Annotated in this window: 20 protein-coding genes; 7 read left to right on the top strand and 13 right to left on the bottom strand. The window is 68.3% G+C overall.

Translation table 11 applies throughout. The features are described from left to right. Nucleotides 1-22 precede the first annotated feature (22 nt). The 7 genes from ACZ561_RS18655 to ACZ561_RS18625 all read right to left on the bottom strand — a co-directional run bounded on the left by ACZ561_RS18655 (nucleotide 23) and on the right by ACZ561_RS18625 (nucleotide 7204). Nucleotides 23-1528 carry an ATP-binding protein gene (locus tag ACZ561_RS18655; RefSeq protein ID WP_470996092.1) on the bottom strand — a complete coding sequence of 502 codons (1506 nt, stop codon included), beginning with the start codon at nucleotides 1526-1528 and terminating at the stop codon, nucleotides 23-25. Between the two features lie 19 nt (nucleotides 1529-1547). Then, nucleotides 1548-2003, bottom strand: a complete 456-nt coding sequence (locus ACZ561_RS18650) for a DUF6238 family protein (RefSeq protein ID WP_470996089.1) — start codon at nucleotides 2001-2003, stop codon at nucleotides 1548-1550. A 43-nt stretch (nucleotides 2004-2046) separates the two neighbouring features. Next, nucleotides 2047-3516, bottom strand: coding sequence for an SCO6880 family protein (locus ACZ561_RS18645; protein WP_470996086.1), 1470 nt, complete (start codon nucleotides 3514-3516; stop codon nucleotides 2047-2049). Nucleotides 3517-3605: 89 nt separating this feature from the next. Continuing rightward, nucleotides 3606-4976, bottom strand: a complete 1371-nt coding sequence (locus ACZ561_RS18640; protein WP_470996084.1) for an SCO6881 family protein — start codon at nucleotides 4974-4976, stop codon at nucleotides 3606-3608. Nucleotides 4977-5007: 31 nt separating this feature from the next. After that, entirely contained in the window at nucleotides 5008-5694 is a 687-nt protein-coding gene (locus tag ACZ561_RS18635) for a hypothetical protein (protein ID WP_470996081.1), read from the bottom strand. Next, a complete protein-coding gene (locus ACZ561_RS18630) occupies nucleotides 5694-6002 on the bottom strand; it encodes a DUF6112 family protein (RefSeq protein ID WP_470996078.1) in 309 nt (102 codons plus the stop codon). Before ACZ561_RS18630 ends, ACZ561_RS18635 begins: the two co-directional genes overlap by 1 nt. 74 nt (nucleotides 6003-6076) lie before the next feature. Continuing rightward, complete coding sequence (locus ACZ561_RS18625; RefSeq protein ID WP_470996076.1) at nucleotides 6077-7204, bottom strand: C40 family peptidase; 1128 nt, start codon at nucleotides 7202-7204, stop codon at nucleotides 6077-6079. Nucleotides 7205-7840: 636 nt separating this feature from the next. Here ACZ561_RS18625 and ACZ561_RS18620 point away from each other — a divergent pair. After that, nucleotides 7841-8590 (top strand): DNA-methyltransferase, encoded by a 750-nt coding sequence (locus ACZ561_RS18620; RefSeq protein ID WP_470996074.1) that lies wholly within the window; start codon nucleotides 7841-7843, stop codon nucleotides 8588-8590. Nucleotides 8591-8688: 98 nt separating this feature from the next. Here the strand turns inward: ACZ561_RS18620 and ACZ561_RS18615 are convergent, their stop codons facing one another. Then, nucleotides 8689-9624: a DUF5655 domain-containing protein gene (locus ACZ561_RS18615; protein ID WP_470997150.1), complete on the bottom strand. Its 936-nt coding sequence runs from the start codon at nucleotides 9622-9624 to the stop codon at nucleotides 8689-8691. A gap of 105 nt (nucleotides 9625-9729) precedes the next feature. Between ACZ561_RS18615 and ACZ561_RS18610 the strand changes: the two genes are divergently transcribed. The 4 genes from ACZ561_RS18610 to ACZ561_RS18595 all read left to right on the top strand — a co-directional run bounded on the left by ACZ561_RS18610 (nucleotide 9730) and on the right by ACZ561_RS18595 (nucleotide 13117). Beyond that, nucleotides 9730-10611: a barstar family protein gene (locus tag ACZ561_RS18610; RefSeq protein WP_470996071.1), complete on the top strand. Its 882-nt coding sequence runs from the start codon at nucleotides 9730-9732 to the stop codon at nucleotides 10609-10611. Between the two features lie 41 nt (nucleotides 10612-10652). Beyond that, nucleotides 10653-11477, top strand: a complete 825-nt coding sequence (locus tag ACZ561_RS18605) for a DUF4253 domain-containing protein (protein ID WP_470996068.1) — start codon at nucleotides 10653-10655, stop codon at nucleotides 11475-11477. A 164-nt stretch (nucleotides 11478-11641) separates the two neighbouring features. Continuing rightward, nucleotides 11642-11989 carry a hypothetical protein gene (locus ACZ561_RS18600; RefSeq protein WP_470996067.1) on the top strand — a complete coding sequence of 116 codons (348 nt, stop codon included), beginning with the start codon at nucleotides 11642-11644 and terminating at the stop codon, nucleotides 11987-11989. A 291-nt stretch (nucleotides 11990-12280) separates the two neighbouring features. After that, nucleotides 12281-13117: a S1 RNA-binding domain-containing protein gene (locus tag ACZ561_RS18595; protein ID WP_470996064.1), complete on the top strand. Its 837-nt coding sequence runs from the start codon at nucleotides 12281-12283 to the stop codon at nucleotides 13115-13117. 23 nt (nucleotides 13118-13140) lie between these two features. Here the strand turns inward: ACZ561_RS18595 and ACZ561_RS18590 are convergent, their stop codons facing one another. Further along, nucleotides 13141-13542, bottom strand: coding sequence for a DUF5958 family protein (locus ACZ561_RS18590; RefSeq protein ID WP_470996061.1), 402 nt, complete (start codon nucleotides 13540-13542; stop codon nucleotides 13141-13143). Nucleotides 13543-14153: 611 nt separating this feature from the next. Here ACZ561_RS18590 and dcm point away from each other — a divergent pair. After that, nucleotides 14154-16136 carry a DNA (cytosine-5-)-methyltransferase gene (gene dcm, locus ACZ561_RS18585; protein ID WP_470996058.1) on the top strand — a complete coding sequence of 661 codons (1983 nt, stop codon included), beginning with the start codon at nucleotides 14154-14156 and terminating at the stop codon, nucleotides 16134-16136. Here dcm and ACZ561_RS18580 read toward each other — a convergent pair. Then, the gene (locus ACZ561_RS18580) at nucleotides 16051-16545 is read right to left on the bottom strand and encodes a very short patch repair endonuclease (protein ID WP_470996057.1); all 495 of its coding nucleotides are present in this window, start codon (nucleotides 16543-16545) and stop codon (nucleotides 16051-16053) included. The genes dcm and ACZ561_RS18580 overlap by 86 nt on opposite strands. Nucleotides 16546-16600: 55 nt before the next feature. On the opposite strand from ACZ561_RS18580, the gene ACZ561_RS18575 reads away from it, so the two are divergent. Continuing rightward, entirely contained in the window at nucleotides 16601-16789 is a 189-nt protein-coding gene (locus tag ACZ561_RS18575; protein ID WP_467523423.1) for an AbrB/MazE/SpoVT family DNA-binding domain-containing protein, read from the top strand. Between the two features lie 20 nt (nucleotides 16790-16809). Here the strand turns inward: ACZ561_RS18575 and ACZ561_RS18570 are convergent, their stop codons facing one another. Genes ACZ561_RS18570 through ACZ561_RS18560 form a run of 3 tightly spaced genes read right to left on the bottom strand, consistent with a single transcriptional unit; the run spans nucleotide 16810 to nucleotide 22602 of the window. Next, nucleotides 16810-18819 carry an AIPR family protein gene (locus ACZ561_RS18570; RefSeq protein WP_470996054.1) on the bottom strand — a complete coding sequence of 670 codons (2010 nt, stop codon included), beginning with the start codon at nucleotides 18817-18819 and terminating at the stop codon, nucleotides 16810-16812. Continuing rightward, nucleotides 18812-19822 (bottom strand): PD-(D/E)XK motif protein, encoded by a 1011-nt coding sequence (locus tag ACZ561_RS18565; protein ID WP_470996052.1) that lies wholly within the window; start codon nucleotides 19820-19822, stop codon nucleotides 18812-18814. Before ACZ561_RS18565 ends, ACZ561_RS18570 begins: the two co-directional genes overlap by 8 nt. Then, nucleotides 19819-22602 carry a Z1 domain-containing protein gene (locus ACZ561_RS18560; RefSeq protein WP_470996049.1) on the bottom strand — a complete coding sequence of 928 codons (2784 nt, stop codon included), beginning with the start codon at nucleotides 22600-22602 and terminating at the stop codon, nucleotides 19819-19821. Before ACZ561_RS18560 ends, ACZ561_RS18565 begins: the two co-directional genes overlap by 4 nt. Nucleotides 22603-22635: the final 33 nt, after the last annotated feature.

Here is a 22635-nt window from a genome sequence, read left to right as displayed (position 1 = left end):
GGCATGAACGGGAGCGGACGGCTCAGGTATGCATCCGGGCATCCGTGTCGAACAGCTCGCGCTCGTGCGGGTGGAGCAGATGTTGAGTAATGAACGACCGGCCTGCGACCTTCCACAGGCCGCGTCCCTTGGTGAGGGCGGCGACGGCCTGGGTCTCGACGCCGGTGAGGCCCAGCAGGGCGGCGGCGGAACCGAGTTGGTCGGCTTCCTGGCGGTAGATGATCCGGGTGGAGCAGTCGGTGAGCAGGCCCTCGGCGAGCGCGCGGCCCCGGGAGCCGGCGTCGCCCGCGGTGAGCAGGTCGCTGAGGCGGTGGATGACCATCATGTTGGCGATGCCGAGCCCTCGGCTGAGCTTCCACTGGCTCTGCATGCGCTCCAGCAGGGCGACGTGCCGCATCACGCGCCATGCCTCGTCGTAGATCACCCAGCGCCGTCCGCCGGTGGGGTCGGCGAGCGCGGATTCCATCCATGCGGAGGCACAGGTCATCGCCAGCACGAGCGCGGTGTCGTCGCCGGCACCGCCGAGCCGGGAGAGGTCGATCGACAGCATCGGCGCGGCCGGATCGAACGCGACGGTGCTCGGCGCGTCGAACATGCCGGCCAGGTCGCCGTGCACCAGGCGCCGCAGCGCGTGCGCCAGGTCCTCGGCCGCCCGCCCGAGACGTCCGGACAGGTCACCGAGCGCGGCGTCGAGCCGCTCGGGCGCGCCGAGTATGTACGCCACGTCACCGAGCAGCGGGGTGGTTCCGGCCGCTTCGGCGCGTACGACGGCCTGGTCGAGTGCCACGTCCAGGGCGGTGTGCTCCATCGGCTGCAGGTCGCGCCGCAGGACCGTCTTCGCGAGCGAGCCGAGGAGCAGCAGACGTCGCTTGCGGACCTCGCCCGCCCAGTCGTCCTCGCTGACGCCGAACGGCCGGGCGGGGGCGTCCAGCGGATTCAACCGGCCGGGAAGGCCGGGGCCGAGGGCGATGGTCTGCCCGCCCAGCGCCTGGGCGACCACGGTCCATTCGCCCTTCGGGTCGCAGGGCGCGTAGATGCGGTAGCCGAAGGCGACGGCGCGTAGGGCGAGCGACTTGGCCAGCGCGGACTTGCCCATGCCGATGATCCCGGCGAGGAGGATGTTCGGGTTCGTGAAGCCGTCGAGCCGTCCGTACAGCGCGAACGGGTCGTAGGTGAAGGCGGCCTCCGCGTGCACGTCGCGACCGACGTAGATGCCCTGGGCGCCCAGGCCGCCCTCGGCGAGGAAGGGGTAGGCGCCGGACGCGGTGGCGGTGGTCATCCGGTGGGCGGGGAGCTTGAGCCGGCCGCCGCGGGCGGAGGCGGTACCGGGGCGTCCGGCGGCCGGGTAGGTGGCGCGCAGCTCGGGATCGATGCCGGTCGTGGTGCGGCGGGTCTCGGGCCGGGCGGCGTGGCGGGCCTTGTCGCGGGCGGCGGCGAACTGGTCGCGGGCGGTGCGGGCCGTGCGGCGGTCGGTCTTGCGGGGGACGAACAGCGGACTGGCGCTGGCGCGGGTGGTTCGGGTGGGCATGGCGGTGGTGCTCCGGTGGTCAGTGGCGGATCAGGCCGGTGAAGGGGTCGCGCAGGTCGGCCGGGGTGTGGTCGCGGCGGACGAGGGCGGCGGTGGCCAGGTGGCGCTGGCACACGGTGAGGTCGGGGGCGCCCTCGGGAAGGCGGGCCCGGCACGCCTTTCGCGTGGGGAGGCGGCCGGTGACTCGCTGCGGGGCCGCGTGATAGGCGGCGTGGAGGTGTTCGGCCGCCTGCCACAGCCGGATGCGGCAGGCCCGCAGGTGATCGCCTTCGGCGGTGGCCACCGGGGTGGTCCGGGCGGTGTGCGCGTCCAGCAGCCCGTACAGGGCGACCAGGTGGGCGTGCAGGGAGTCCAGTTCGGTGCGGCTGGCGGCGACAGGGGCGACGGGCATGTTGATGGCCCGGTGGAAGTCGAGCGAGGCGGTGGCGAACGGGACGAAGTCCGAGGCCAGTTCTGGCAGAGGCTCGGTCGGCATGGGGTGCCCTTCGGTAGAGCGCGGTCGGTGGTGCTGGGCCGCGCTACGGGCGGGCGAGCGGCAGAGCGGCGTTGGTGAAGGCTTCGGCCTGCTGCCAGGTCAGCAGGCGCAGGTCGACGAGGGCGGCGACGGCCGCGGTCTCGACGGCGGCGCAGGCGGCGTTGAGCTCCTCGTGGGTGTCCGCGCTCACGGTGAGCAGGCCGGTGAGGGCGACGTCGGCGTGTCCGGCGATGAGCTGGCGCTCGCGCTGTTTGATGTCGGCGTACTCGACCGAGTCCTCCTCGGAGTCGACCTGGCCCTTGCGGGCCCGCTCGGCGGCGTCCGCGATCACGGTGGCCTTCTTGCGCTGTACGTCCTTCAGCGCGGCGTCCAGTCCCTTGGGCTCGTAGGTCAGCGAAAGGGTGCGGCGCACGCCGGTGGTGAACAGGAGCTGGTGCAGGAAACCGGGGCTGGTCTCGATGCGCGGCCAGTTCTCGATCCAGAACGTGGCGTGGTGCGCCGTGTCGGTCTGGATACGGTCGGCCTTCTCGACCAGGACGACCGGCCCGGCGGCAGCGGGGTCGGCCTGCGGACGGCCCGAGTCGGACCACCGGTCGAGGCCAGCCGACGCCTTGGGGTCGTACGCGGTACGGATCACGGCGGCGATCTCGCGCCCGGGCAGCCAACCACTCGGCGTGAGCCCAGACGTGCGGGCGGACTGGTCGAAGGTGGAGGCGAGCTGGGCCAGTACGGCGACGGCCCCGGTGAGTCCGCCGCCGGCCTGGTTGATCAGGCGGCGGGCGGCCTTGAGGTCGAGGGCGAGGGCGACGTACGCCTCGTGCGGGGCGGCGGCGGGGCCTGCGGCGGCCAGCAGGTCGCCGTAGATCGGACCGGCGAGCGGGGTCTGGGCGTTGCCGTGCTCCTGCCAGTAGCGGTTGAGTGCGTCTCCGGAGTCGGGGACCGTGCGCTCAAGCACCTGGACGCGGGCGATGTGCCCGCTGCGCGAGAGCGCGGCCAGCGTGCGGCCCCAGCCGGAGACGTTGCCGGCCTGGGCGGCCGGGTCCAGCAGGGCGAAGGCGCGGGAGGAGACCTTCACCACGGCCGTGAGGGTGGCCTGGTGCGGATCGTGCACCGCGCCGAGGCGGCCGTCCGGCGAGGAGACCACCCGCAGGGACGCGGCCGTGCCGGGCAGGTGGAGCAGACCCTCTCGCCGCGGCCGGGTTGAGGGCCGGGCGAGCCAGACCAGCTGCCCCCGGAAGCGCCGCAGTGCGTATCGGATCGCGATCGGCGCCCAGTCGGCGAGCGCCCGTCCGCGGTGGCGGATGAAGACCGCCGCGAGAACGACGGCCCACAGCGGTACGAGCTGGAGCGCTCCGGTCACACCGGAGGTGAGCAGCACCCCGAGAAGGAGCAGCCCGCAGACCGCGACGACGATCAGCTGAGGGGCCGACAGGCCGAGCAGCACGCCCCGCCGCGAGCGGTGAGGGAACTTGACGGTGGGCGGACCGTCGGGGTGAGAAGCGTCAGAGAGCATGGCGAAGCCGTCCTTGGAACATGAGGAGAAAGAAGAAGAGGAAGATGGGGTGGGCCGGGCGGGCCTCGGCCCACCCCGTCAGCTCCGGGCTACGAGCCCGAGCGGTCCGCTGGCCCGGGATAGATCCACCGCTGCGGGGTGGCGCCACCCTGCGGAGGAGGACCGCTGCGCCGCGGTGCCGGCGGGTCCAGGTGCGTGACCTGCGGCGCCGAGACCGAGGCGCCCTGTGGCGTAGGCCCGGAGAGCGCCGGTGCCGAGTCGGCTGCCTGGCTCTCACCCGGGCGCTGGATGAGCGGGACTCCGCGGTCGCCGTCCGTGGGAGGACGGCGGATCAGCGCCCGGCCCTTGTCGCCGGGCGCGTTCGGATCCTCACCGAAGCGGAAGTGGGTCTGCTTCGGCTTGGCCTCACCACCGGATCCGCCCGTCGGGTCGATCCCGGAGGCGACGCCACCGGAGCCCTGGCCCGGCACCTTCTCCGGCCCTTGCGGAGCCCGCATTCCCGTGCCGGCCTGGACCGCGAGCTGCCCCGCGGTCTTCGCCGCGCCAGCCGCGACCGCCATGCCGGCGACACCGGTGCGGTGCAGATCGTCGTGGCCGCCGCCGTCGGCAGCCCAGTGCACGAACTTGTACGTGGCGTAGGGGCAGAGCAGCACCAGGACCATCACGACGATGCCCGCGATCGCGTCCGACAGGGCGCTCAGCCCGTCGCTCGCATCCGTCTTGCCCATGGCGGAGACGCCCAGCAGGAACACGATGGTCATCAGGAGCTTGGAGACGATCAGGGTGCTGGTCGCCTCGATCCAGCCGCGCCGCCAGCGCCGCGCGACCTCCCAGCCGCCGCCGGCCCCGGCGAACACGGCCAGGGTGACCAGGACCAGGATGCCGACCTTGCGGGCGACCATCACCGCCCAGTAGAGGAAGGCGCCCACCGCGCAGCCGAGCGCGACGATCGCGGGGACGCCCCAGCCCAGGCCGTACATCGCCCCCAACTCGTTGACCTTGATGATGCGGCGTACCGCGTCGTCCACGGAGCTGTTGGCCGCCTTGAACAGGCCGGCGCTGAGCGCGTCGACCACAGTGATCGCGACGGTGGTGCAGGCGATCGCGGCGAACGCGAACAGGACGCCGGCCACTGTTCCGTACACCGCCTGAGCGAGGGCGCGTTCGTCCCGGCGCCAGGCGGCGCGCGTGAGCTGGAGGCAGAACGTGCCGACGGTGAGGATGAGGCCGATGGGCAGGATCAGCTCGTAGTTGCTCCTGAACCACTCGGCGTTGAGATCGATGGCGGTGGTCTTGTCGACGGCCTTCGAGGCCAGGTCCGCCGCGGCCTGGGCCATCTCGCCCATCGACTTGGCGATCCAGGCACCGATGCCGTCCGTGACGGCTTCGCCGGTCGCGCCGACGACACCGCCTACGGTGTCGCAGACCGTACTCATCAGAGGAAGGTCGCAAGCCCCCATGAGGGCACCTCCTTACACAGGTTGAGGGCGATCACGGCGCGACGTTCGGCAGGACGCCGACGAGGGCGCAGTCGCGGTCCGGTCGGCACTGGACGGCGAGGGTCGTCGAGCGGGACTCGGCTCCGGCACCGGAGCCCTTCCAGGCGATGGACTGCTTGCCGGTGACCGTGACGGCGTAGACGTACGCCTCGGTGATCGCGCCGGGGTCCTGGGCCAGGGCGGTCTTGAACGCCTGCGGGAAGTGACCCTCGCCGACCGTGGCGCCGGCGTGCTGCCCGTTGTCGCGCATCCGCGACCACAACACCAGGCTGGGCACCTGGTCCGAGACCGACTTCCAGTCCGCGTACTTCTTCTCGCTGGTCATCCACTGCTTGAGACCGGCCAGGTGCTCGGCCTGCGAGAACGACCGGGTGTCGTACGTCCACAGGACCTTGGTGGCGGCCTTGGCGAACTCGATCGGATCCGTCGTCCTGGGCGGCGCGACCACCGCCACCCCGGCGTGCGTGGTGGCGGCAGGGGAGGGCGACGTCGAAGAGGACGCCGGCGCGGGGGTGGCCTTCGGCGCGGCCGGGCTCTCCGCACGGGTGACGTACGCGACCAGACCGGCGACGGCCAGCAGGACAGCGAGGACGATGCCGCCGATCGAGGCGCGGCGCAGAACCGAGGACGGGGCTCCGTGCCTCCGCCCCCTGGCGGAAGGGAAACGATTCTTCGGCATCAGTGAACCTGCGTCCCCATCGCTGAGAAGAACGCGACGACACCGTTGGCCGCGCCGAGCAGGAGGGCGCAGCCGGCGGCGACGACCGTGCCCTTCTTGCCGTTGGCCTCGGCCTGGTGGCCTCCGCTGTGGTGGCCCCAGGCCCAGACGATGGCGGAGATGGCGAGGGCGCCGACCGTGGCGATGATGCCGAAGAGGTTGATGCTGCCCATGACCTTCTTGAGGACGTCGAGGCCGGGCAGGCCGCCCTCGCTCGGTGTGACGCCAGGGTTGTACGCCAGGAACTGGGCGTGCTGAATGAGCTTCATTGGAACTCCAGTACGAATATGGGCATGCGAAGGTGCCCGGAAGGGGAGGAGCGGGAGGAGATGGGGAAGGTCGGTCAGACGATCCGGCGGGCGGCGAGGACGTCCGGCCGCCACTCGGCGAAGGTCGAGAGCTTGACCACGTCACCAGTGCGCGGTGCGTGCAGGATCAGGCCGTCGCCGATGAACATCCCGACGTGTTCCGGGACTTGGGCCGTGCCGCGGGTGAAGAGGAGATCGCCCGGCTTGAGGATGTCGACGCTGACCGCCTTGCCCTCCTTGACTTGCGTGTACGTGGTCCGGGAGATCGAGACGCCCCCGGCCTTGTACGACATCTGCATCAGGGACGAGCAGTCGCAGCGGCCCATCGGGTCCTGGCCGCGCGGATCGGTGCACGCGCCGCCCCACTGATACGGAGTGCCGAGCTGACCGAGACCCCAGCGGATGGCGGTGCGGACCGACTTGGGCGCATCAGCCGGGATCTTGTAGTCCTTGGGGACAGAACCTGCGGGGATCGGACCGAATTTGGCCCCGTCCTCACCGGTGCCGCACCCGCCGGGAGCCGCATCCGTCTGCTCGCCCTCGTCGCCTCCGTCGGAACTCGACTCCTCCGACAGCGACGTGGCGATGGCCTTCTGTAGAGCCGTGCCCAGCGGCTCCCACTTGGCGTAGGCGTCAGGAAAGCCGCTCTTTTGGACCGCCTGTGCCGCCTGCGTGACGGTCATGGACTGCCAGCCTGGGACCTTGAGTAGAGCCTCGTAGAACCTCGTCGAGGCGTGCACCGGATCGCGGACCTGCTGGGCCGTTCCCCAGCCCTGGCTTGGGCGCTGCTGGAACAGGCCGAGCGAATCCCGGTCGCCGTAGTCCAGATTCCGCAGCCCCGACTCCTGCAGGGCCGTGGCGAGGGCCACGACCTGTCCTCGCGCCGGCACCTTCATAGCGACGCCGGTGGCCTGGATCGTCTTGGCGTTCGGGATCTGCTCTGCGGGATCGTCCAGCCCCGGGACCAACACCGCGGCCTTGCCGCCGCCTTTGAGGATCGAATCCACCTGCTTGGCGACCGCTGCGGAATCCACAGCTTGCGCATCGCCGCTCGCACAGGCGGCCTGGGCACTGCTCGCGCCGGCCAGAGCCATCGCGAGCGGGGCGATCAGCAGCAGTGGCCCAAGAGCCACGGACCCGACTATTGCCGCGCCCGCCTTCACGGTCGCGGGCCGCCCGCCGAGCGGAGGTCGCAGGAGTCGGACGTCGGGGAAGGGCGTGCCTGGGCATGCTGCATCAGCAGCTCCTTACTCGTAGGCAGCGCGGCACCAGCGTTCTCGTCGAAAAGGTCACCGGCACCGCACCGGTCGGAAATTCACAACCCTGAGATCAGGGAATAGAGATTCCAAGGGTCGGGAGCGGCTAACTCCCGACTCCTGGGAACCCCGTTACTGGAGCGCGGCAGCCAGCCGCGCTCTTAATCTCACACGCCACACGGAGAATCCCCTCGCCGAAATGCCAGGCCGTTTCGTGAGTGCCTCCGGGCCGCCGCTTGGACGAGGCGACACACATCAGCACAGGTCAACAGGGCGGGAGCTGAGCCCCGTCCGTCGAACACGGCGAGACTGTAGAGACGAATTCCGGCCGCACCAAACGATGCCTCGTCTGGCAGTCGGCGCCCGTGATGTGGTGGCAGAGCGTCATTAGGTGCGGCCGGGAATGGTGGTTACTCTCCAGCCCATCGCTCTCCTCAGGCGGCTGCTTCTGTGGCATCCGGGAGCGAATCACGCCGACGTGCGCGGTATTCCGGGAACGCGGAATCCCGCACGACCGTCCCCGCGGAAAGAGAGAACCGCACAATGTCGTACACCCTGCACCGAGGCGACGCGCTGATCGTCCTCGCCGGCATCCCCGACAACAGCGTCGATGCCGTGATCACGGATCCGCCCTACAACAGCGGTGGCCGAACCAGCGGCGAACGAACCGGCCGCAGTGCCCGCGCGAAGTACACCTCGGGCGACGCCGAGCACGACCTCGCCAACTTCCCCGGCGAGAACCGCGACCAGCGTTCGTACGACTTCTGGCTCACCCTCCTGCTCACCGAGTCCTACCGGGCCACCGCTGAGTCGGGCGCCGCGCTCGTCTTCACCGACTGGAGGCAACTGCCCACCACCACCGACGCGCTCCAGGCCGCCGGCTGGACCTGGCGCGGCATCGCCTCGTGGCACAAGCCGGTCTCCCGACCGCAGAAGGGCCGGCTCAAGCAGTCCTGCGAGTACATCGTCTGGGGCACCAAGGGCCCGGTCGACCCTGACCGGAACCCCGTCTACCTGCCCGGCCTCTACACCGCGAGCCAGCCCCGGAAGGATCGCGTGCACATCACGCAGAAGCCCGTGGAGGTGATGCAGGAGCTGGTGAGGATCTGCCCGCCGGGCGGAACGGTCCTCGACCCCTTCACCGGCTCAGGAACGACCGGCGTCGCCGCCCTGCGCGAGGGCCGCAAGTTCATCGGCGTCGAGCTCTCCGAGCACTACGCGGACATCGCCAATGAGCGGCTCCGCGCCGAGCTGACCAAGGACGACTTCGACCTGGCCGGGCCGGAGGCGTGATCATGAGAGCGGAGAGAGTCCGGGGCCGGCGGGCCGCAGACGCCGAAGGGCGGCTGGAGCATCGAATGACCGATGTACCAGCCGCCCTTCTCATTGCGTCACGCCGCCTCGAAAGCCCGCCGGATCAACGGCGCGGCCTTCTCCAGGTCCGCCGCCGAGACGAGGCGCACCTCCAGGTCCCCCGTCCCGAGATGCCCGATACCGCGCATGTCCCGGGTGAAGCCCTCCTCCAGCGCGACCGTGTCCGGGTCGAGTCTGAGATAGACCAGGATCGCCGGGTGCTTCGGACGGAAGATCACCGATGCCACGTTCACGAGCCGTCGGTAGGCGATGTAGTGCCGCAGCGGCGCCACCTCGACCTCGCCCCAAGCCGTGAGCGCCTCGTCCAGCTCCGCGTACAGGTCCCGCAAGGACTCCGGCACGAGGCCGGCAGCCGCAGGTGAAGGCGTCGCCGGTGCCGCCGGCGCGCTGCCGACCACCGCGTCCTGCTCCCGGCTCCGCCGAGACGAAGCGGAGCTCGGTGAGCCGGGCGAGGAATCGACGAGCAGCAGGCTCAGCAGGCTGCCCTCGAAGACCCGGTAGCGCACCAGGTCGATCCGCTCGGGCAGCCACTGCACGGCCACACGGTCATGGTGGGAGAAGCCGGCCGCGATGCAGACCATCCGCGGACGCCGCCAGTCGATCGACTCGGCCGCCTCCGCACCCAGCACCTTCCGGACCAGCGCCTCGAACTCGTGCTGCGCCGAACGCAACCACGAAAGGTACGAGACAGCCTGCGACAGCACCCCGCTGTCGGAGCCCCTCTTGAACTCGATCACCACCGGGCTGCCGTTCTCATCCAGCCCCAGCGTGTCGATCCGCCCCCGATGCCACGGACCAGTCGCATACTCCGACGCCACGAACCGGATACCGAGCATCTGCTCCAGCCCGGCCTCGACCCGCCGCTGCAGCTCCACCTCCAGCGCCACCGTCGAACCGGACAGCTCGACATCCCGACCGTCCGCGTCCCGCCGGAACAACATCAGCTCGGCCACCAGCGCCCCCTCCTGCGATCTCTGCAAAGGCCAATCAAAGGGAGGCACTGGGTATTCCGCCGTTGCCACGGACAACAACACTCGTCCACGCCGTAGAGTCCGAACATGCCGACCGAAGACAGCCCGGGCCTCACTGCCAAGCACTGGCAGGACTGCACGGACGTGTACGACTTCCTGGATCAGATCCGTCTCCGGCCTGGTCCATGGCTGTCCGGCGGCTCACTTCGCGATCTGCAGGGCATGCTGATCGGCTACCAGGTAGCCCTCGGCGTGCACTCCATCAATGAGCCCTGCGACTTCTGGCACGGCGGAGCCTTCAGCCAGTGGCTCGGAACACGCCTTGGCGGCACCAGCCCGCTCGGTTGGGCAGCAGACATCGAGCGCAACACCCCTGAGGGCTCAACTCCCGTCGACGAGTTCTTCCGTCTCCTCGACGCTTACCGAAGCGACGCGTCACACGCTTCGGCACAGGCCACCGCGACGACTCGGCTTCCCGGCATCGAGTACATGATTAACACCTTCGTCACCCTCTTCTGGCGCAAGCGTCTCCTCACACAGGCGACCGAACGTCTCGAAGACCGCGGCTTCCGCGTGATCCGCCTGGAAGCCGGCCAATGGAACACGGAGCGAGACATGCACCGTGCCTTGGCCGCCGCCCTGGACTTCCCCGACTACTACGGGGACAACCTGGATGCGCTCAACGACTGCCTCGGCGACGTGGCCTGCTACGGCGGCTACGACGATGCTCCCGAGGGCGCCGGGCTGGTCCTCGTCTTCACTGACTACGACCGGTTCGCTACGACCTGCCCCAGGGCGGCGCAGATCGTCCTGGACATCATCGCCGACCAGGCCAGGCGGGCAGCCGTACTTCGCCGCAGTCTGATCGGCCTGGTCCAGAGCAACGACCCGCAGATCCGGTTCGAGCCCGTCGGCGCCATGCCCGTCCTGTGGAACAACGACGAAGCGCTCGACGCCCGCCGCTGCTGAGCAGGCGACCCTTGTCAGTGCACCCGGTTAGGGTGCCCACCATGGACGTGGGACACCTGAGCGGATTGCTCGCCGATTCCGACGAAAGTCGCCTTCCGCCCGGTCGGATGGTCACGTCCGATGAAGGTGACGGAGACGTACAGCCTCTGTGGCTCAGTGATGGGCCGGCCACGATCGAGCTGTGGACGCGGATGCACGCCGAACACACACGTTCCGACCTGTGGCCGCTGCTGCTCGACTCGCTGGATCCGAACGACGGCGAATTCCGCCCGTGGGGATCCGGAGAGGTCTTTCCCGAGCAGATGTCCTCCCCGGCGAGCCACGAGTCCGCCGCCCTCCTCGCCCGGTGGTGGGATACCTACACAGCGGTCGACGAAGACGACATGCTCGACGAAGACAGGCGCCTCGCCGTCACGGCTCCCTTCGGACAGACCTGGCCCGGTCTCGCGCCCAGTCGGGAGATGACGACGAATCCCGATCAACTGGCCGCCGAGTTCGCGCAGGCGTTCCTCGCCGACCGCCCCCAGACGCGTCTGGGGCTCGTCGTCGCAGCATCCGGTGCCGAGGCGCTGACGGCCGCGGGCTGGGCCGGACCCTGCAACTACGACTACGACACCGCGAAGTTCTCTGCAATTCTCCGTGACTGGGAACACCGCTTCGGTGCCCGTGTCGTCGCGGTCGGGTTCTCCACGCTGCACCTCAGCATCGCCGCGCCACCTGTCGACAAGCACGAGGCTCTCCCAATCGCAGCCGAGCACTTTGCCTTCTGCCCGGACAACATCTGGCAGGGCAACAGGCCACACACACTGGCCGCATACGCCGAGCGGATCACCGGTGCCCATCAGTGGGACTTCTGGTGGGACTGATCCACTTCCTAGGAACGCTCACCCATCCCGGGTGAAGCGTCCTTCAAAGCCCTGCGATCCGGCTGGCGTCAGCGAACAACCGAAGCCTTCTGGGCGCGGAGGGAGGCAGATAATCTGTGCTGCCTTGTAGGCGGCTCAGTGATCAGGGTGAGGCGGTGTGGAAGGTGGGCGTCTGGACGGTTGTCGACGAGGCTGACCGCGTTCAGTGGGAGATGCTCCCTGGCAAGGGCGTCGGGCCGCTGAAGTTCGGCATGCCGCACGACGAAGCGGCCGCAACGATCGCAGACGTATGGAGCCCTCTCACCACTCGCGACGGCTATGGCAGCCCTGTTGAGAGTTCGGAGTCCTCCCTCCTCGGTGCAGGAATCGCGCCGGCAGTGACGGCTTACTACGACGCCGGCCGCTTGGCGTGCGTCGCCGTGAACGCACTTCGCGGTCCACAAGTCACCTTGGACGGACTGCGGCTCGTCGGCCGCGTCCCATCTGAGCTCGAGGATGCCTTCACCGAGTAGACGTCCACGAACGGCCACGACCTGCGGTACTCCCAGCACGCAGACCCAGGCTCCGAGACGCTCGGCCTCGTCCTCCGCGCCCAGCGCGCCGGGGACGTTGTCCTGAGCAGGCCGGTGTTGGTCGCCTCCACCTGGGCCGAGCGCTGCTGTGACGTCACTGAAGGCTGCATCCCCACTGAGGAGTGGCGGGACCGCGTCTGGTGATCGGCCTGCCACCGGCTTCACCAGGGGACTGCACGCGCACGCAACGGCCTTGGCACTGCGCGATCTCTGCGTCGTAGGGTCACGAACGTGACCGAACCCCAGTTGAGCGAGGCATTGAAGAGCTTTCTGAACACGCTGCGGGCCGGCGAAGTCCGCACCGGCCGCGTCATCGGCGTCGAAGACCGGGAGGTGCTTGTCGAACTGGACGGGTTCTCCGGTCCCGGTGAAGCAGTGGGTCGTATCCCTCGTGGCGATCTGACCCGCAAGGCGATCGGGCATCCGTCCGAAGTCGTGAGCATGGGGCAGCGGCTCACCTTCGAAGTGATAGCCGTCGACCTGCAGCAGGAGTGCGTCTGGGCCTCCGCCTCAGCGTGTGAGGACCCGGCTCTGCGAGCGTTCCTTCTTGGCCTTACGCGTGGCGCAACACACCAAGGTCAGGTGCAGAGCGTCCACAACTTCGGTGTGTTCGTGAACCTCGACGGCGAACCCGCCGATCTGTGCACTGGGTTCATCAGAGGCCCTGAACTGAGCTGGCTGCGGATCGACCATCCCGCAGACGCCGTCACGGCTGGCCAACGAGTCATGGGCGAGATCATCGACGTCGACACCCGGCGTGGACAGGTCCAGCTATCACTGAAGGCATTCCAGGAGAACCCGCTCGCTCCCTTCGCCGACCAAGCAGGCTTTGTCACGACCGGCAGGGTCACCAAGCTGATCCCGTTCGGAGCCTTCGTCCGCATCGCCGACGGACTTGAGGGCCTCGTGCACAACACCGAGTTCGGTGACGAGCCCGTCGAGGACCCCGGCCAGATCGTGAGCGAGGGCGACGAGATCACCGTACGGATCCTCGAAGTCGACCTCACACGCCACCGCCTCACCCTGTCCGCCAGAAACATGCCACAGGACGGGAAGCGATCTTCCTGAGGGAGGAAGCAGGCTGTGAGCAGTCATTCAGCGGCAGACAGGTGGTGCCACCAGTGACCGCAGCCGCCGGAGCAGTAAAGCTCGCGGCGTCGCGCGTCGGCGACCGTGAGCACCGCGATCAGCAGCCTGAATGCCTTGCGGCGTTCGTCGCGGGGCCTGAGACCGGCGATCTTTCCCAGTTGCTCGTCGATCCGGCCCCGTGAGATCAGCACCGCGGGTGTATGCGTCGGGCGCAGCCCAGCACGGCGGATGCTCTCTGGCGCATCCCCAGCGACAGCGCGCGCCTGGACACAGTGATGACGCAGGAATAGCAGCGCCACGGACTGTTCTTCCGGGCCGAGGCCGTCGAACCACTCGCTGCCCTCGGACATGGGGCGCAGCCCCTGCGCGAGTTCATTGAGCAAGACGTCCCGTTCGTTCACCATGCCCCCGGAAGATCAGGCGGCACTCGGCCGCGGCGCCGGCGTGGATCCATCCGCCCTCGTCAGGATGCATGTCCACAGTCCACTGACCACGCCACTCTGCCGTGCGCAGCCGCTCGAACACCAACCCATTACGAGCGGCATCGGTGCAGTGCCGGGGGAAACGATCTCCAGTCAGCCGGGAAGCGTGTTCTCCCGCCTCGGGAGCGCCTGGTCAGGGACGCTCGTGAACACCCCGGAGGCCTTCCAGCTCGACCACGGGATCGGCCAACCGCAGGATCCGGGCATCACCTCGGGGCGGAATCCGACGCTGCGGAGGTGGCAATGGCATGAGCTCCGGTGTCTGTGCTGCCGCCAGCGATGTCCGTCTGCGGAGTGGCATGGATAGCAGGGCTCCTAGTGATCTTGTCAGTGTTTGTCCGTATGATTGACCTCTCTGGAGTTACTGGGGGCTGCTTTCGGTCACAGGAGGGGTGGGTGCCGCGTAATATTCTCGGGGCGCCTGAGGCGTCCGATCGATCTTGTTCTCCGAGGTAGACGCCGGATTCTTGATCTTGCCAGAGGTTGTGTGATCTCCTGGTGCTCGTTCTTCTCGTCCGATGGAGGTTGGCGCAGTGCGCAGGCAGCACTATGGGGTGCCTCTGGAGCGAAGCGACTACCTGGAGCTCAAGCGTCACAGGAACAGCTGCAAGCCCGAGAACTTCGACAGGTGGCTCGGTGGCTTCGGTGCTGGTAAGCGCTTGGCCGTCGACCTCTTCTCCGGAGCTGGGGGACTGAGCCTCGGACTGGAGCGAGCCGGGTGGACGGTCGCAGCCGCGGTCGACTTCGACGAGCGGGCGCTCCAGACGCACGCCGCGAACTTCCCGGGCATGAGCCTCCATATGGACCTGGGCGATCCTGACGAGCGCGACAGGCTCGTCGAGATGCTGGCGCCGGCCAAGATCGATCTGGTGGCCGGCGGCCCGCCGTGCCAGCCGTTCAGCAGGGCTGGCCGGAGCAAGATCCGCAGCCTCGTGGAGCATCACGGCCGCGATCCTCATGATCGCCGCAAGGAACTGTGGAGCGCCTACCTCGACGTCGTGAAGCGTCTCCGGCCGCGTGCGGTCCTCATGGAGAACGTGCCGGACATGGGTCTCGGCGACGACTTCTTCGTGGTACGCACCATCGAGGAGCAGCTGGAGGACCTCGGCTACGCGACGCAGGTCCGTCTCGTCGACGCGTGGAAGTACGGCGTTCCGCAGCACAGGAAGCGACTGATCCTGCTGGCGAGGAACGACGTGGAGCGCTTCTCGTGGCGGCAGGAGCTGGAGCACGATCAGCGGACCACGCTGCGTGACGCCATCGGTGACCTGCCGGTGCTGCCTGTCGTGCCCACCGAACGTGTCGGGCAGCGTGAACTCCCGTACGACGAGCCGTCCGAGCTCTCCAAGTTCGCTCAGGACATGCGCAAGTGGGCGCGCAAGGACCGGGTATGGGACCACATGACCCGACGGGTCCGGAAGGACGATGCGGAGATCTTCTCCAGCATGGACTCCAAGACCCTGTACTCGGAGATCTCGCCGGAACTGCAGCGCTACAAGGCCGACCACTTCACGGACAAGTACAAGAAGCTCGACTGGGCGGACCTCAGCAGGTCGATCACCGCACACATCGCCAAGGACGGCTACTGGTACATCCACCCCGACCAGGATCAGCCGCGCACCCTCACCGTGCGCGAGGCCGCGCGGGTGCAGACCTTCCCGGACAAGTTCCGGTTCGCCGGCACACGCAGTGACGCCTTCCGTCAAATCGGTAACGCGGTGCCGCCCCTCCTTGGCGAGGCTGCGGCGGAGGCACTGTTGCCCGTGGGCGACGAGCGACCGAGCGAGGGTGGACTCCAGCCGCACTGGCGCACGGTGCGAAGGGATCTGACCGCCTGGGCCGAAGGACGGCGTGAGTCCGAGGACTGGTACCAGCTTCCGGGCGAGCAGATGTCCGGCTTGCAGGCCGCCGTCGTGGCCATACTGTCCGGGACCCGGATCCAGCCCGCGCAGCTGGCGGAGATGGTCGAGGTCGTGCGGGGGCGGACGTCCCTGAGTAAGGCTGCGCTCGAGGCACTCACTGCGGCGGCACCCTCCGAGGCAGCGAAGGCGCGGGTCGCCCGGCTAGCCGCGGTGATCGGTAAGTCGAGCGTCTGGGGCGACGAGGAGAAGGTCCGCGAGCAGCTGAAGTTGAAGCCGGCTGAGGCGACGGTCTACCGGCTGCTGGTCGGCGAGGATCTCCTGTGGATCGGGCAGGGGGCGCTGCGCGTCGCCGCCCGTCTACACGGTAGCGATTCGGATCGCACGAACAGGCTCAGCGACGGTCGAGTGGACTTGGTGAAGCTCGTCGGAGCCGGCGAGGATGCGCCTCTGCGCATGGCGGCGCTGCGGCTCATCGGAAGCAGCGTGTGCCGGGCCAAGGAGCCGCTCTGCGAGCTGTGCCCCCTGAGCAAGTACTGCGTCGCCAGGGAGAGCGTCTCGGGCGACCTGTTCACGGATGCGTTGACCGGGACCCACGGACGGGAGACGGTGCCGGCCCAGGCTCGCGAGCCTGGGCGCACTGCCGGGCGACGCTGAGCGCAGCGCGCTCGACGTCCGCCCGGATCTCGCACTCCCAGACACGGACGACGGTCCAGCCGGCAGCCTCGGCTGCTGCGGTGTTCCGGCGGTCGCGTTCCTTGTTGGTCTCGATCTTCGCTTCCCACAGGGAGGCGTTCGGGCCGCGGAACGTCTTCGGGCCGTGCACAGGACATCCGTGCCAGAAGCACCCGTCGACGAACACCGCCACGTTGTACCTGGGCAGGACGAAGTCCGCCGTGCACCGGGAAGCCACCTTGCGCTGCAGACGGAACCGGAGGCCGAGCCGGTGTACGGCATGCCGGAGGGTCACCTCCGGCTTGGTGTCGCGGACGCGCCGACCACGCAGATGGCCGCTCAGCTCGGTGCTGACCCACTCCGCGCCCGTGGTCTCGTCACGTGCTGCCATACCTCAGCCCCAGCCCGTCGTCGGCCTACGAGTGCGAGGGTGCCACACTCGTCCCATGCTTCGTGAACCTGCAGAACTCCGTGTCGACGACCACGGCCGGGTCGAGCTCCCCATGGGGCTGCTCGCGGAGGCGGGCATCGCCCCCGGTTCGCACCTGCTGGCCTTCAGTGACGGAGACGGGCGGATCGTGCTCCGCCGCGCCGAGGACGCCATGAGGGATCTGCTCGAGCGCGGGGAGCTCTGAGGGCTGACGAGGATCCGGGCCTACCGACCGGGGACGAACCCGAGGGACAGCGCCTCGTTGCGCGCGTGCAGTGCCTGTACCGCCTGTGGCTCGGGGATCTCCTGGTCGAGCTCGATTCGCCTGCCGATGTACTGCGCCAGCTGGCGCTGCGAGGGATCCAGGTTGTGCGTCTCCTTCGCCCACCGCTCGACGGCGTACCACTCGTCCGCCGGGATCGACGCCACCTCGTCGCGCGCCCCCTGGCCGCCCTCCGAGCCCCCTGCGAGAGCTTCCTCGTCCAGCGCGTGATCGAGGAGTTCCGCCTCCAGGTCACCAGGCACGGACCAGGACACGCGGGCGACGGCGTCCCAGCAGACGGCTTTCTTCGCCCACTCACCCACGTGGTTACCCTCGCGCGGCCGGGTCACCGCCCGCATCACCCTGGGACAGAGATCGTCGACCGCCGCCTCGACGGCAGGGGAGACTTGCTGCTCTCGCCAGATCCTGTCGAGGTCGATGCGCTGCTCCGTCGCGAGCGACAGGCGGGCCATGGTGTACGTCGTGATCATGCTCTTGTAGCTGCCGGCCTCGTGGTTCGCCGCGATGCGGTCGACCGCCTTGAAGAGGATGGCCATGGCGATCACACGTTGGCAGTACTGGACGTCGACACGCGGGGGCGCGTCGCCGATGCGGTCCATGAACACGGCGAAGTTCTTCTGTGCGCCACGGCTGACCTGGAACGGAAGGTGGTTCCAGGAGTTGGCGTACTTCGCGAGGTCCGCCTTGGTGAACTTCTGCTTCGTCGGGTTGAGCTTCTTGAACGTGCGCTGTTTCGCGGGCGTCCGGGCCTTGGCCACCTCGTCGGTGTACTGGCCGCGCGCCCGTTCGTAGAACCAGTGGGTCTCCTGACCACTGCCGTCCGTCGCCGGCGCCCACAGGGAGCGGGTGATCCGCTGTACGGCCACGTGGTACTCGTGGTTCGAGCTGAAGTCGACCAACGTCACGCGGTTCTGGGTGTTGGAGTACTCGGAGATCATCGGGACGATCTCCGAGAGCCGCTCCGGGGAGACCTCCGTCAGCTTCATCTGCACGGCCACGTGTGACAGGTCCGCCTTGTCGCGGCTGGAGGCGTAGTGCAGAGAGGCTGTCGTCTGACCGCCGTTCACGACTTGGAGCCCGTGCACGCGGGAGATGCCCGTGGGCCTCCCTTCCGGATCGTGGGCGAAGTCGACCTGCGAAGCGGTCGCCGTGATGCCGTTGTTGTACGCCAGGAACCTGCCGGGGGAGTTCAGCAGGGTCTCCCGGATGCCACGGTTGACCGACCCGCGGGCCTGCAGGAAGGAACGGACGTTCAGCTCGAGGAGCCTCGTCCCGTACTCCCCATAGAGCTCGGCGAGCCTCTGCCCGGGGATCACGGCCATGGTCACCGAGTGGTCGGGCTCGCTGCTGGGCGCCGCGACGCAGGGCAGCGGAGGGTCGAAGGAGACGACGATGGGTTCGCTGATACTGCCGGAGGTCGCGTGGCGGTGCAGCCGTGCCAGGTCCCACACCTCGTGGGTCACGGGGAGGCCGTCGAAGTCGGTGGGCGGGACTGCGGTGCTGGTGCCGACGCGGTTGCTGAGGAGGAAGAGTCGTACCCTGCGTACCTCGGTGAGTGCCTTCTCCACCGCCGCGCACATGTCGTAGACGTCGAAGGACTCGTCGATGTGCTGACGCAGACCGTCACGGCATCGACGGACGAACGTGAGGAGCCGCTTGAAGGCGGTCTCGGTCTGCCCCTTCGTGAGCTTGGACGCCAGCGGCTCCAGATCGAAGTCCGTGACGAAGAGGTCGAGGCACTCCCCGGAGTCCCCGATGCCGTAGCCGTGAACGAGGTGACCGTGCGCACCGTGAAACGCGGTGAACGTGTTGGACGCGATACCGGCCTGCTCCAGGTCCTCGAACACACGCCGCGTGAACGCCTCCGGAGTGGTGGTTCTCTCGGCGTCGGCTGTCGCCTGGACGTCCGCGACGAGGTCGCGGGCGTACTGGGACAGGTCGAGCTCAGGCATGGGTTCCCCCGATCAGTGCGGTCACCTCGTCGGTCGTGGCGCGGTGCTGGTCCAGCCCCGAAGTGCTCACGTTGTACGTGCAGTCACCCACACCCTCGGGGAGATCTGCCTCGACGATTCTCGGGAAATCCTCTCGTACGTGCCAGAAGCACAGGTCACGGAGGGTGTATCGAGGCTCTTCGTACAGGTCTCGCTGCGCCGGGAGGTAGCCGGCCTGTACGAGCCGGCCGTCGAATGCGGCGCGCACGAGAGGGCTGGTGAGCTGCTCGCGTATCCGGTCCACCAGGCGGTTCAGGCTCTCGCCCGAACCGCCTCGACGTTCGTCGAGCATGGCCAGGGACAACAGGAGCGCGGGCGTTCCCGTGTCGTCCAGCTGGCGTTCACTGGCGATCCGGATGCTGCGGGGACGCCTGGCGGTGCTGGCCTTCGTCTCGACGGCGACTCCCGGCAGCTGGAAGTCCTGGTTGGCTCCGCTCGGCCCGGCCCAGGAGTCGACGGCCTCGGCCGGCCCGACGACGGGCAGGATGCGGTCGCGCAGCAGCAGGAGCTCGCCGACGAGCCCGCGACGAGCCTCGGGACCGAGACCGTCCCTGCCCACGGCGCGCAGGAGGTCCTGCCACCGCTCGAACCTCTCCACGGCTGCGGTCAGAGCGGCTGCGGCTCCGGAGGCCTCCCTGACCGTGTCGGCAACGTCGGTGACGAGAGGGTTGAACACCTCGCGGAGCTCGTCCGCGGTGAGGACCACCTGGAGCTCGTACTCGAGACGCGACACGGCGCTCAGGTTCATCTCCAGGCCGGCCGCGCTGGGCAGCCGGGTCACGGACCGCACGATGTGGTCCGCGGAGCGGGCGTCCGTCCTGAGCACGAGCATCCGTCGCTGTGCCGGGTGGGAGACGGACAGGAAGACGTCCAACGGAGCGTCAGGATGCAGGCGGATGCGGGACCGTCCGGGGGCGCCCTGGGGTGCCTCCAGGTCGCGCCACTCGGCCTCGGTGACGGTCACTCGCCGTCCTCCTCGTCGTCGAAGGCGTCGTCAAGCCCTTCCTGCCTCCAGATGCTGTTGACGACGTACTCCGTGTCCGACTGGTGCTCGGAGAGAGGGAAGTTCACCTGGAACCCCACCAACGGAAGCTGCCTCTCGCTTTCCTCTCCCTTCGGTTCGATCACGTAGATCAGGAGCAGCGCTTGGTCCGGCCGACGCTTGAAGCGCAGCTGCTCACCGGAGGGCGATTCCGGGACCTTCTCCCTGCCCTTCTTCTTCGCGACCAGCCGTGTTGCCTCGCGGGCGGCATCTACTTGGGCCGGGTCCAGGCCGATCTGCTCGTCCCGAGGGCTTACCACTCGGCGGATGATGTACCGGCCATCAGTCTTGTACCCCGGGTCGTTCAGCGGAGTCCGGGTCACGGGCCCCACCCCATGGCCCGCGACGTCGTGGGGTTTCGCCGTCGACTTGCCGATCAGGCACACCGTCCACTCCGCCAGCTCGTCCACGCTCGCGCATTGATCGATGTACTTCGCGATGAACCGCGGGCGGACCCTCCGGGCCACCCCGTCCGTCACGTAGCCCGAAAGAAAGTCGGAGACCGCCTCGCGGGGCACACTGCTCCACTTCACTGTTCCGCCGGGAACCTCTGCCTTGCCCGCCGTGAAGCCGTCGAGACGCCGGACGAAGTCCTCGAGTGTCTTGAGGTTGTGTTCCCTCGCCCTCTGCGAGAAGTTGAAGAGCGTCGTCTCCGGCCCCTCCCCGGAGTAGCTGAGCTTTACAGGCGTCCCCTGCCTCATCTTGTTGGGGGCAGTGATCGTGAGTCCGAGCGAGGACGCGCGCACCTTCAACCCGAAGTCCCTCGGTGTGAGATTGAGCGCTGCCATCTCCTCGATCTCACGGCGCAGTTCGTCGGTGGCGGCAGTCACCTCGACGTACTTCGCCTGAAGGTCGGGCGTGGTGTACAGGCGGCACAGGTCCTCGTGGCCCGGTCGGTACCCGAACCACCGCCCCATCTGGAGGAGGGTGTCGTACGTGCTCGAAGTGCGCAGGTAGTAGCTGACGGTCAAGCCCTCCAGCGTCAGCCCTCGGGACAACTTCTGGCCCCCGATCGCGATGACCGAGAGACCGTTCCTGCGGTGATCGTAGTAGTCGAGTGCGTCGCGGGAGGCACCGTTCACCGTCTTGACGACGACCTTTCGCAGGGCCGGCAGGAGCTGGCTGGACACCTCGTCCCACGTGACGGGCTCGGTCTCGTCCACAGGGAAGTGGTCCGTCGTGGGGACGAAGTCGCGCTCCCAGAGAGCCTGGAACTCCGCCATACGCTCGGAAGCCTGTCCATAGCGGTCACGGAGCGAGTCCACGAGGAGGCGCAGGTGATCGTCCACCTGGTCACGCACGATCCCCTGGACTGCGGTGAAGCGGGTGACGTGCACGAGCATGGAGTTGTGCACCCGCACCTGCCCCCGCGCTCTCCGAGCAGCGGAGGCCAGAACGAACGAGGCGATCGACTCGCGCAGGGACTCCGGAAGGTTGTCGGAGGGAACGAATGAGGACTTGTGCTTGGTAGGGATCCAGCTCTCCGCATCGTCCACGGAGCGGACGAGTGGCAGCGGAGCGATGTCGTCCTCCTCGTCGCTGTCGACCTGGAGCCCGAAGACGCGTTCCGGACCGAGGTAGTTGGACGGTGAGGGAAGTGTGCGAATGAAGCTGTCGGGGAACAGGTCGGAGCCGAAGGTGGCGTGTTCGACGTCGGGATCGATGTAGATGTTGGCGAACGGCGTTGCGGTGTACCCGACGTACGCCGACTTCTCGAAGCTCCTCATCAGCTCGCGGATCGCACCATTGGTTTTGGTCGGGTCTGCCTCGGGGTCACGCTTGGTGTTGATCGTGGCGTTGTCGGCCTCGTCGTCGATGACGAACAGGGGGATGTCACGTACGACCTTGCGGCCCGTTTCGTCCTCCGTTCCTTGGACGTCCGTCACCCAGTTACGCAGGTACTCGAGGATCTTCCAGTGCTTCTTCACCACGAGCACGACCGGGAAGTGCCCAAGGTGAACCGAGTTGAATGCGCTCGCCGTCTGGCGCCCGAAATCACCTTTCTCGGAACTGTTAGTCGGTGACGCGATGACCAGCCTCTTACCAGGCATCCGCCCTGCGCCCATGCGGCTGGACTTCCCCGCCTCGTTGGAGCGCTGCTGATGCTGGGAGTCGAAACCGAGAAGGCCCTCGTCCACACGTAGTTGTGTCTGGCTTCGCAGATCGTTGTGGATGCCAGCGAGAATCACCACGAGCTGATACCCGGCATCCACTGCCTTCGAGGCCAGCCCGATGTACTGTCCCGTCTTGCCCGACTGGACCTGCCCGATCACCAGCCCCGTGCGGCGCCATGAGCCTTCTCGACGTGGGTCCTCGAGCTGGCTCAGAACCTCGTCAGTGCTCTGGTCCAAGCGGCGTACGACGAGCGGAGGCAGGTTCTTGACATCCTCGAGGTAGCGGCGGTAGCGCTCCCAGAAATCCCACTCGCGGTCGTTCTTGGCCTCCGGCAGCCAAGGCTTATGGTCCGTGTCGCTTTCCAATCCGGATGACCCCTCCTGGAAAACGGCCGTCATGGCCTCGATCTCCTTGGCCAACCGTTCCCGGTCCACTACCTCGCCCTGGCCGGCCAGCATTCCGAAGATGACCGTGACCGCGGTCTGCACTTCCTCGGGGGAAGGCTGGCGGTCCTGGGAGAACATCGCGAGCACCAGGCGACGTGCCCTGGACAGGGACTCGTCGGATTCCTCAGGGGTGATACTCACAGCGGACCTCCGGTTTGCGGGAGTGGTATCGGG

The organism is Streptomyces sp. NPDC039609, assembly GCF_055596705.1.
This window is presented reverse-complemented; position numbering and strand designations above follow the sequence as displayed.

Bases quoted from the DNA above. Each gene is read 5' to 3' on its own strand.
- ACZ561_RS18655 (WP_470996092.1), bottom strand. From the start codon at position 1,528: ATGCCCACCCGAACCACCCGCGCCAGCGCCAGTCCGCTGTTCGTCCCC.
- ACZ561_RS18650 (WP_470996089.1), bottom strand. From the start codon at position 2,003: ATGCCGACCGAGCCTCTGCCAGAACTGGCCTCGGACTTCGTCCCGTTC.
- ACZ561_RS18645 (WP_470996086.1), bottom strand. From the start codon at position 3,516: ATGCTCTCTGACGCTTCTCACCCCGACGGTCCGCCCACCGTCAAGTTC.
- ACZ561_RS18640 (WP_470996084.1), bottom strand. From the start codon at position 4,976: ATGGGGGCTTGCGACCTTCCTCTGATGAGTACGGTCTGCGACACCGTA.
- ACZ561_RS18635 (WP_470996081.1), bottom strand. From the start codon at position 5,694: ATGCCGAAGAATCGTTTCCCTTCCGCCAGGGGGCGGAGGCACGGAGCC.
- ACZ561_RS18630 (WP_470996078.1), bottom strand. From the start codon at position 6,002: ATGAAGCTCATTCAGCACGCCCAGTTCCTGGCGTACAACCCTGGCGTC.
- ACZ561_RS18620 (WP_470996074.1), top strand. From the start codon at position 7,841: ATGTCGTACACCCTGCACCGAGGCGACGCGCTGATCGTCCTCGCCGGC.
- ACZ561_RS18610 (WP_470996071.1), top strand. From the start codon at position 9,730: ATGCCGACCGAAGACAGCCCGGGCCTCACTGCCAAGCACTGGCAGGAC.
- ACZ561_RS18605 (WP_470996068.1), top strand. From the start codon at position 10,653: ATGGACGTGGGACACCTGAGCGGATTGCTCGCCGATTCCGACGAAAGT.
- ACZ561_RS18590 (WP_470996061.1), bottom strand. From the start codon at position 13,542: ATGGTGAACGAACGGGACGTCTTGCTCAATGAACTCGCGCAGGGGCTG.
- ACZ561_RS18580 (WP_470996057.1), bottom strand. From the start codon at position 16,545: ATGGCAGCACGTGACGAGACCACGGGCGCGGAGTGGGTCAGCACCGAG.
- ACZ561_RS18575 (WP_467523423.1), top strand. From the start codon at position 16,601: ATGCTTCGTGAACCTGCAGAACTCCGTGTCGACGACCACGGCCGGGTC.
- ACZ561_RS18570 (WP_470996054.1), bottom strand. From the start codon at position 18,819: ATGCCTGAGCTCGACCTGTCCCAGTACGCCCGCGACCTCGTCGCGGAC.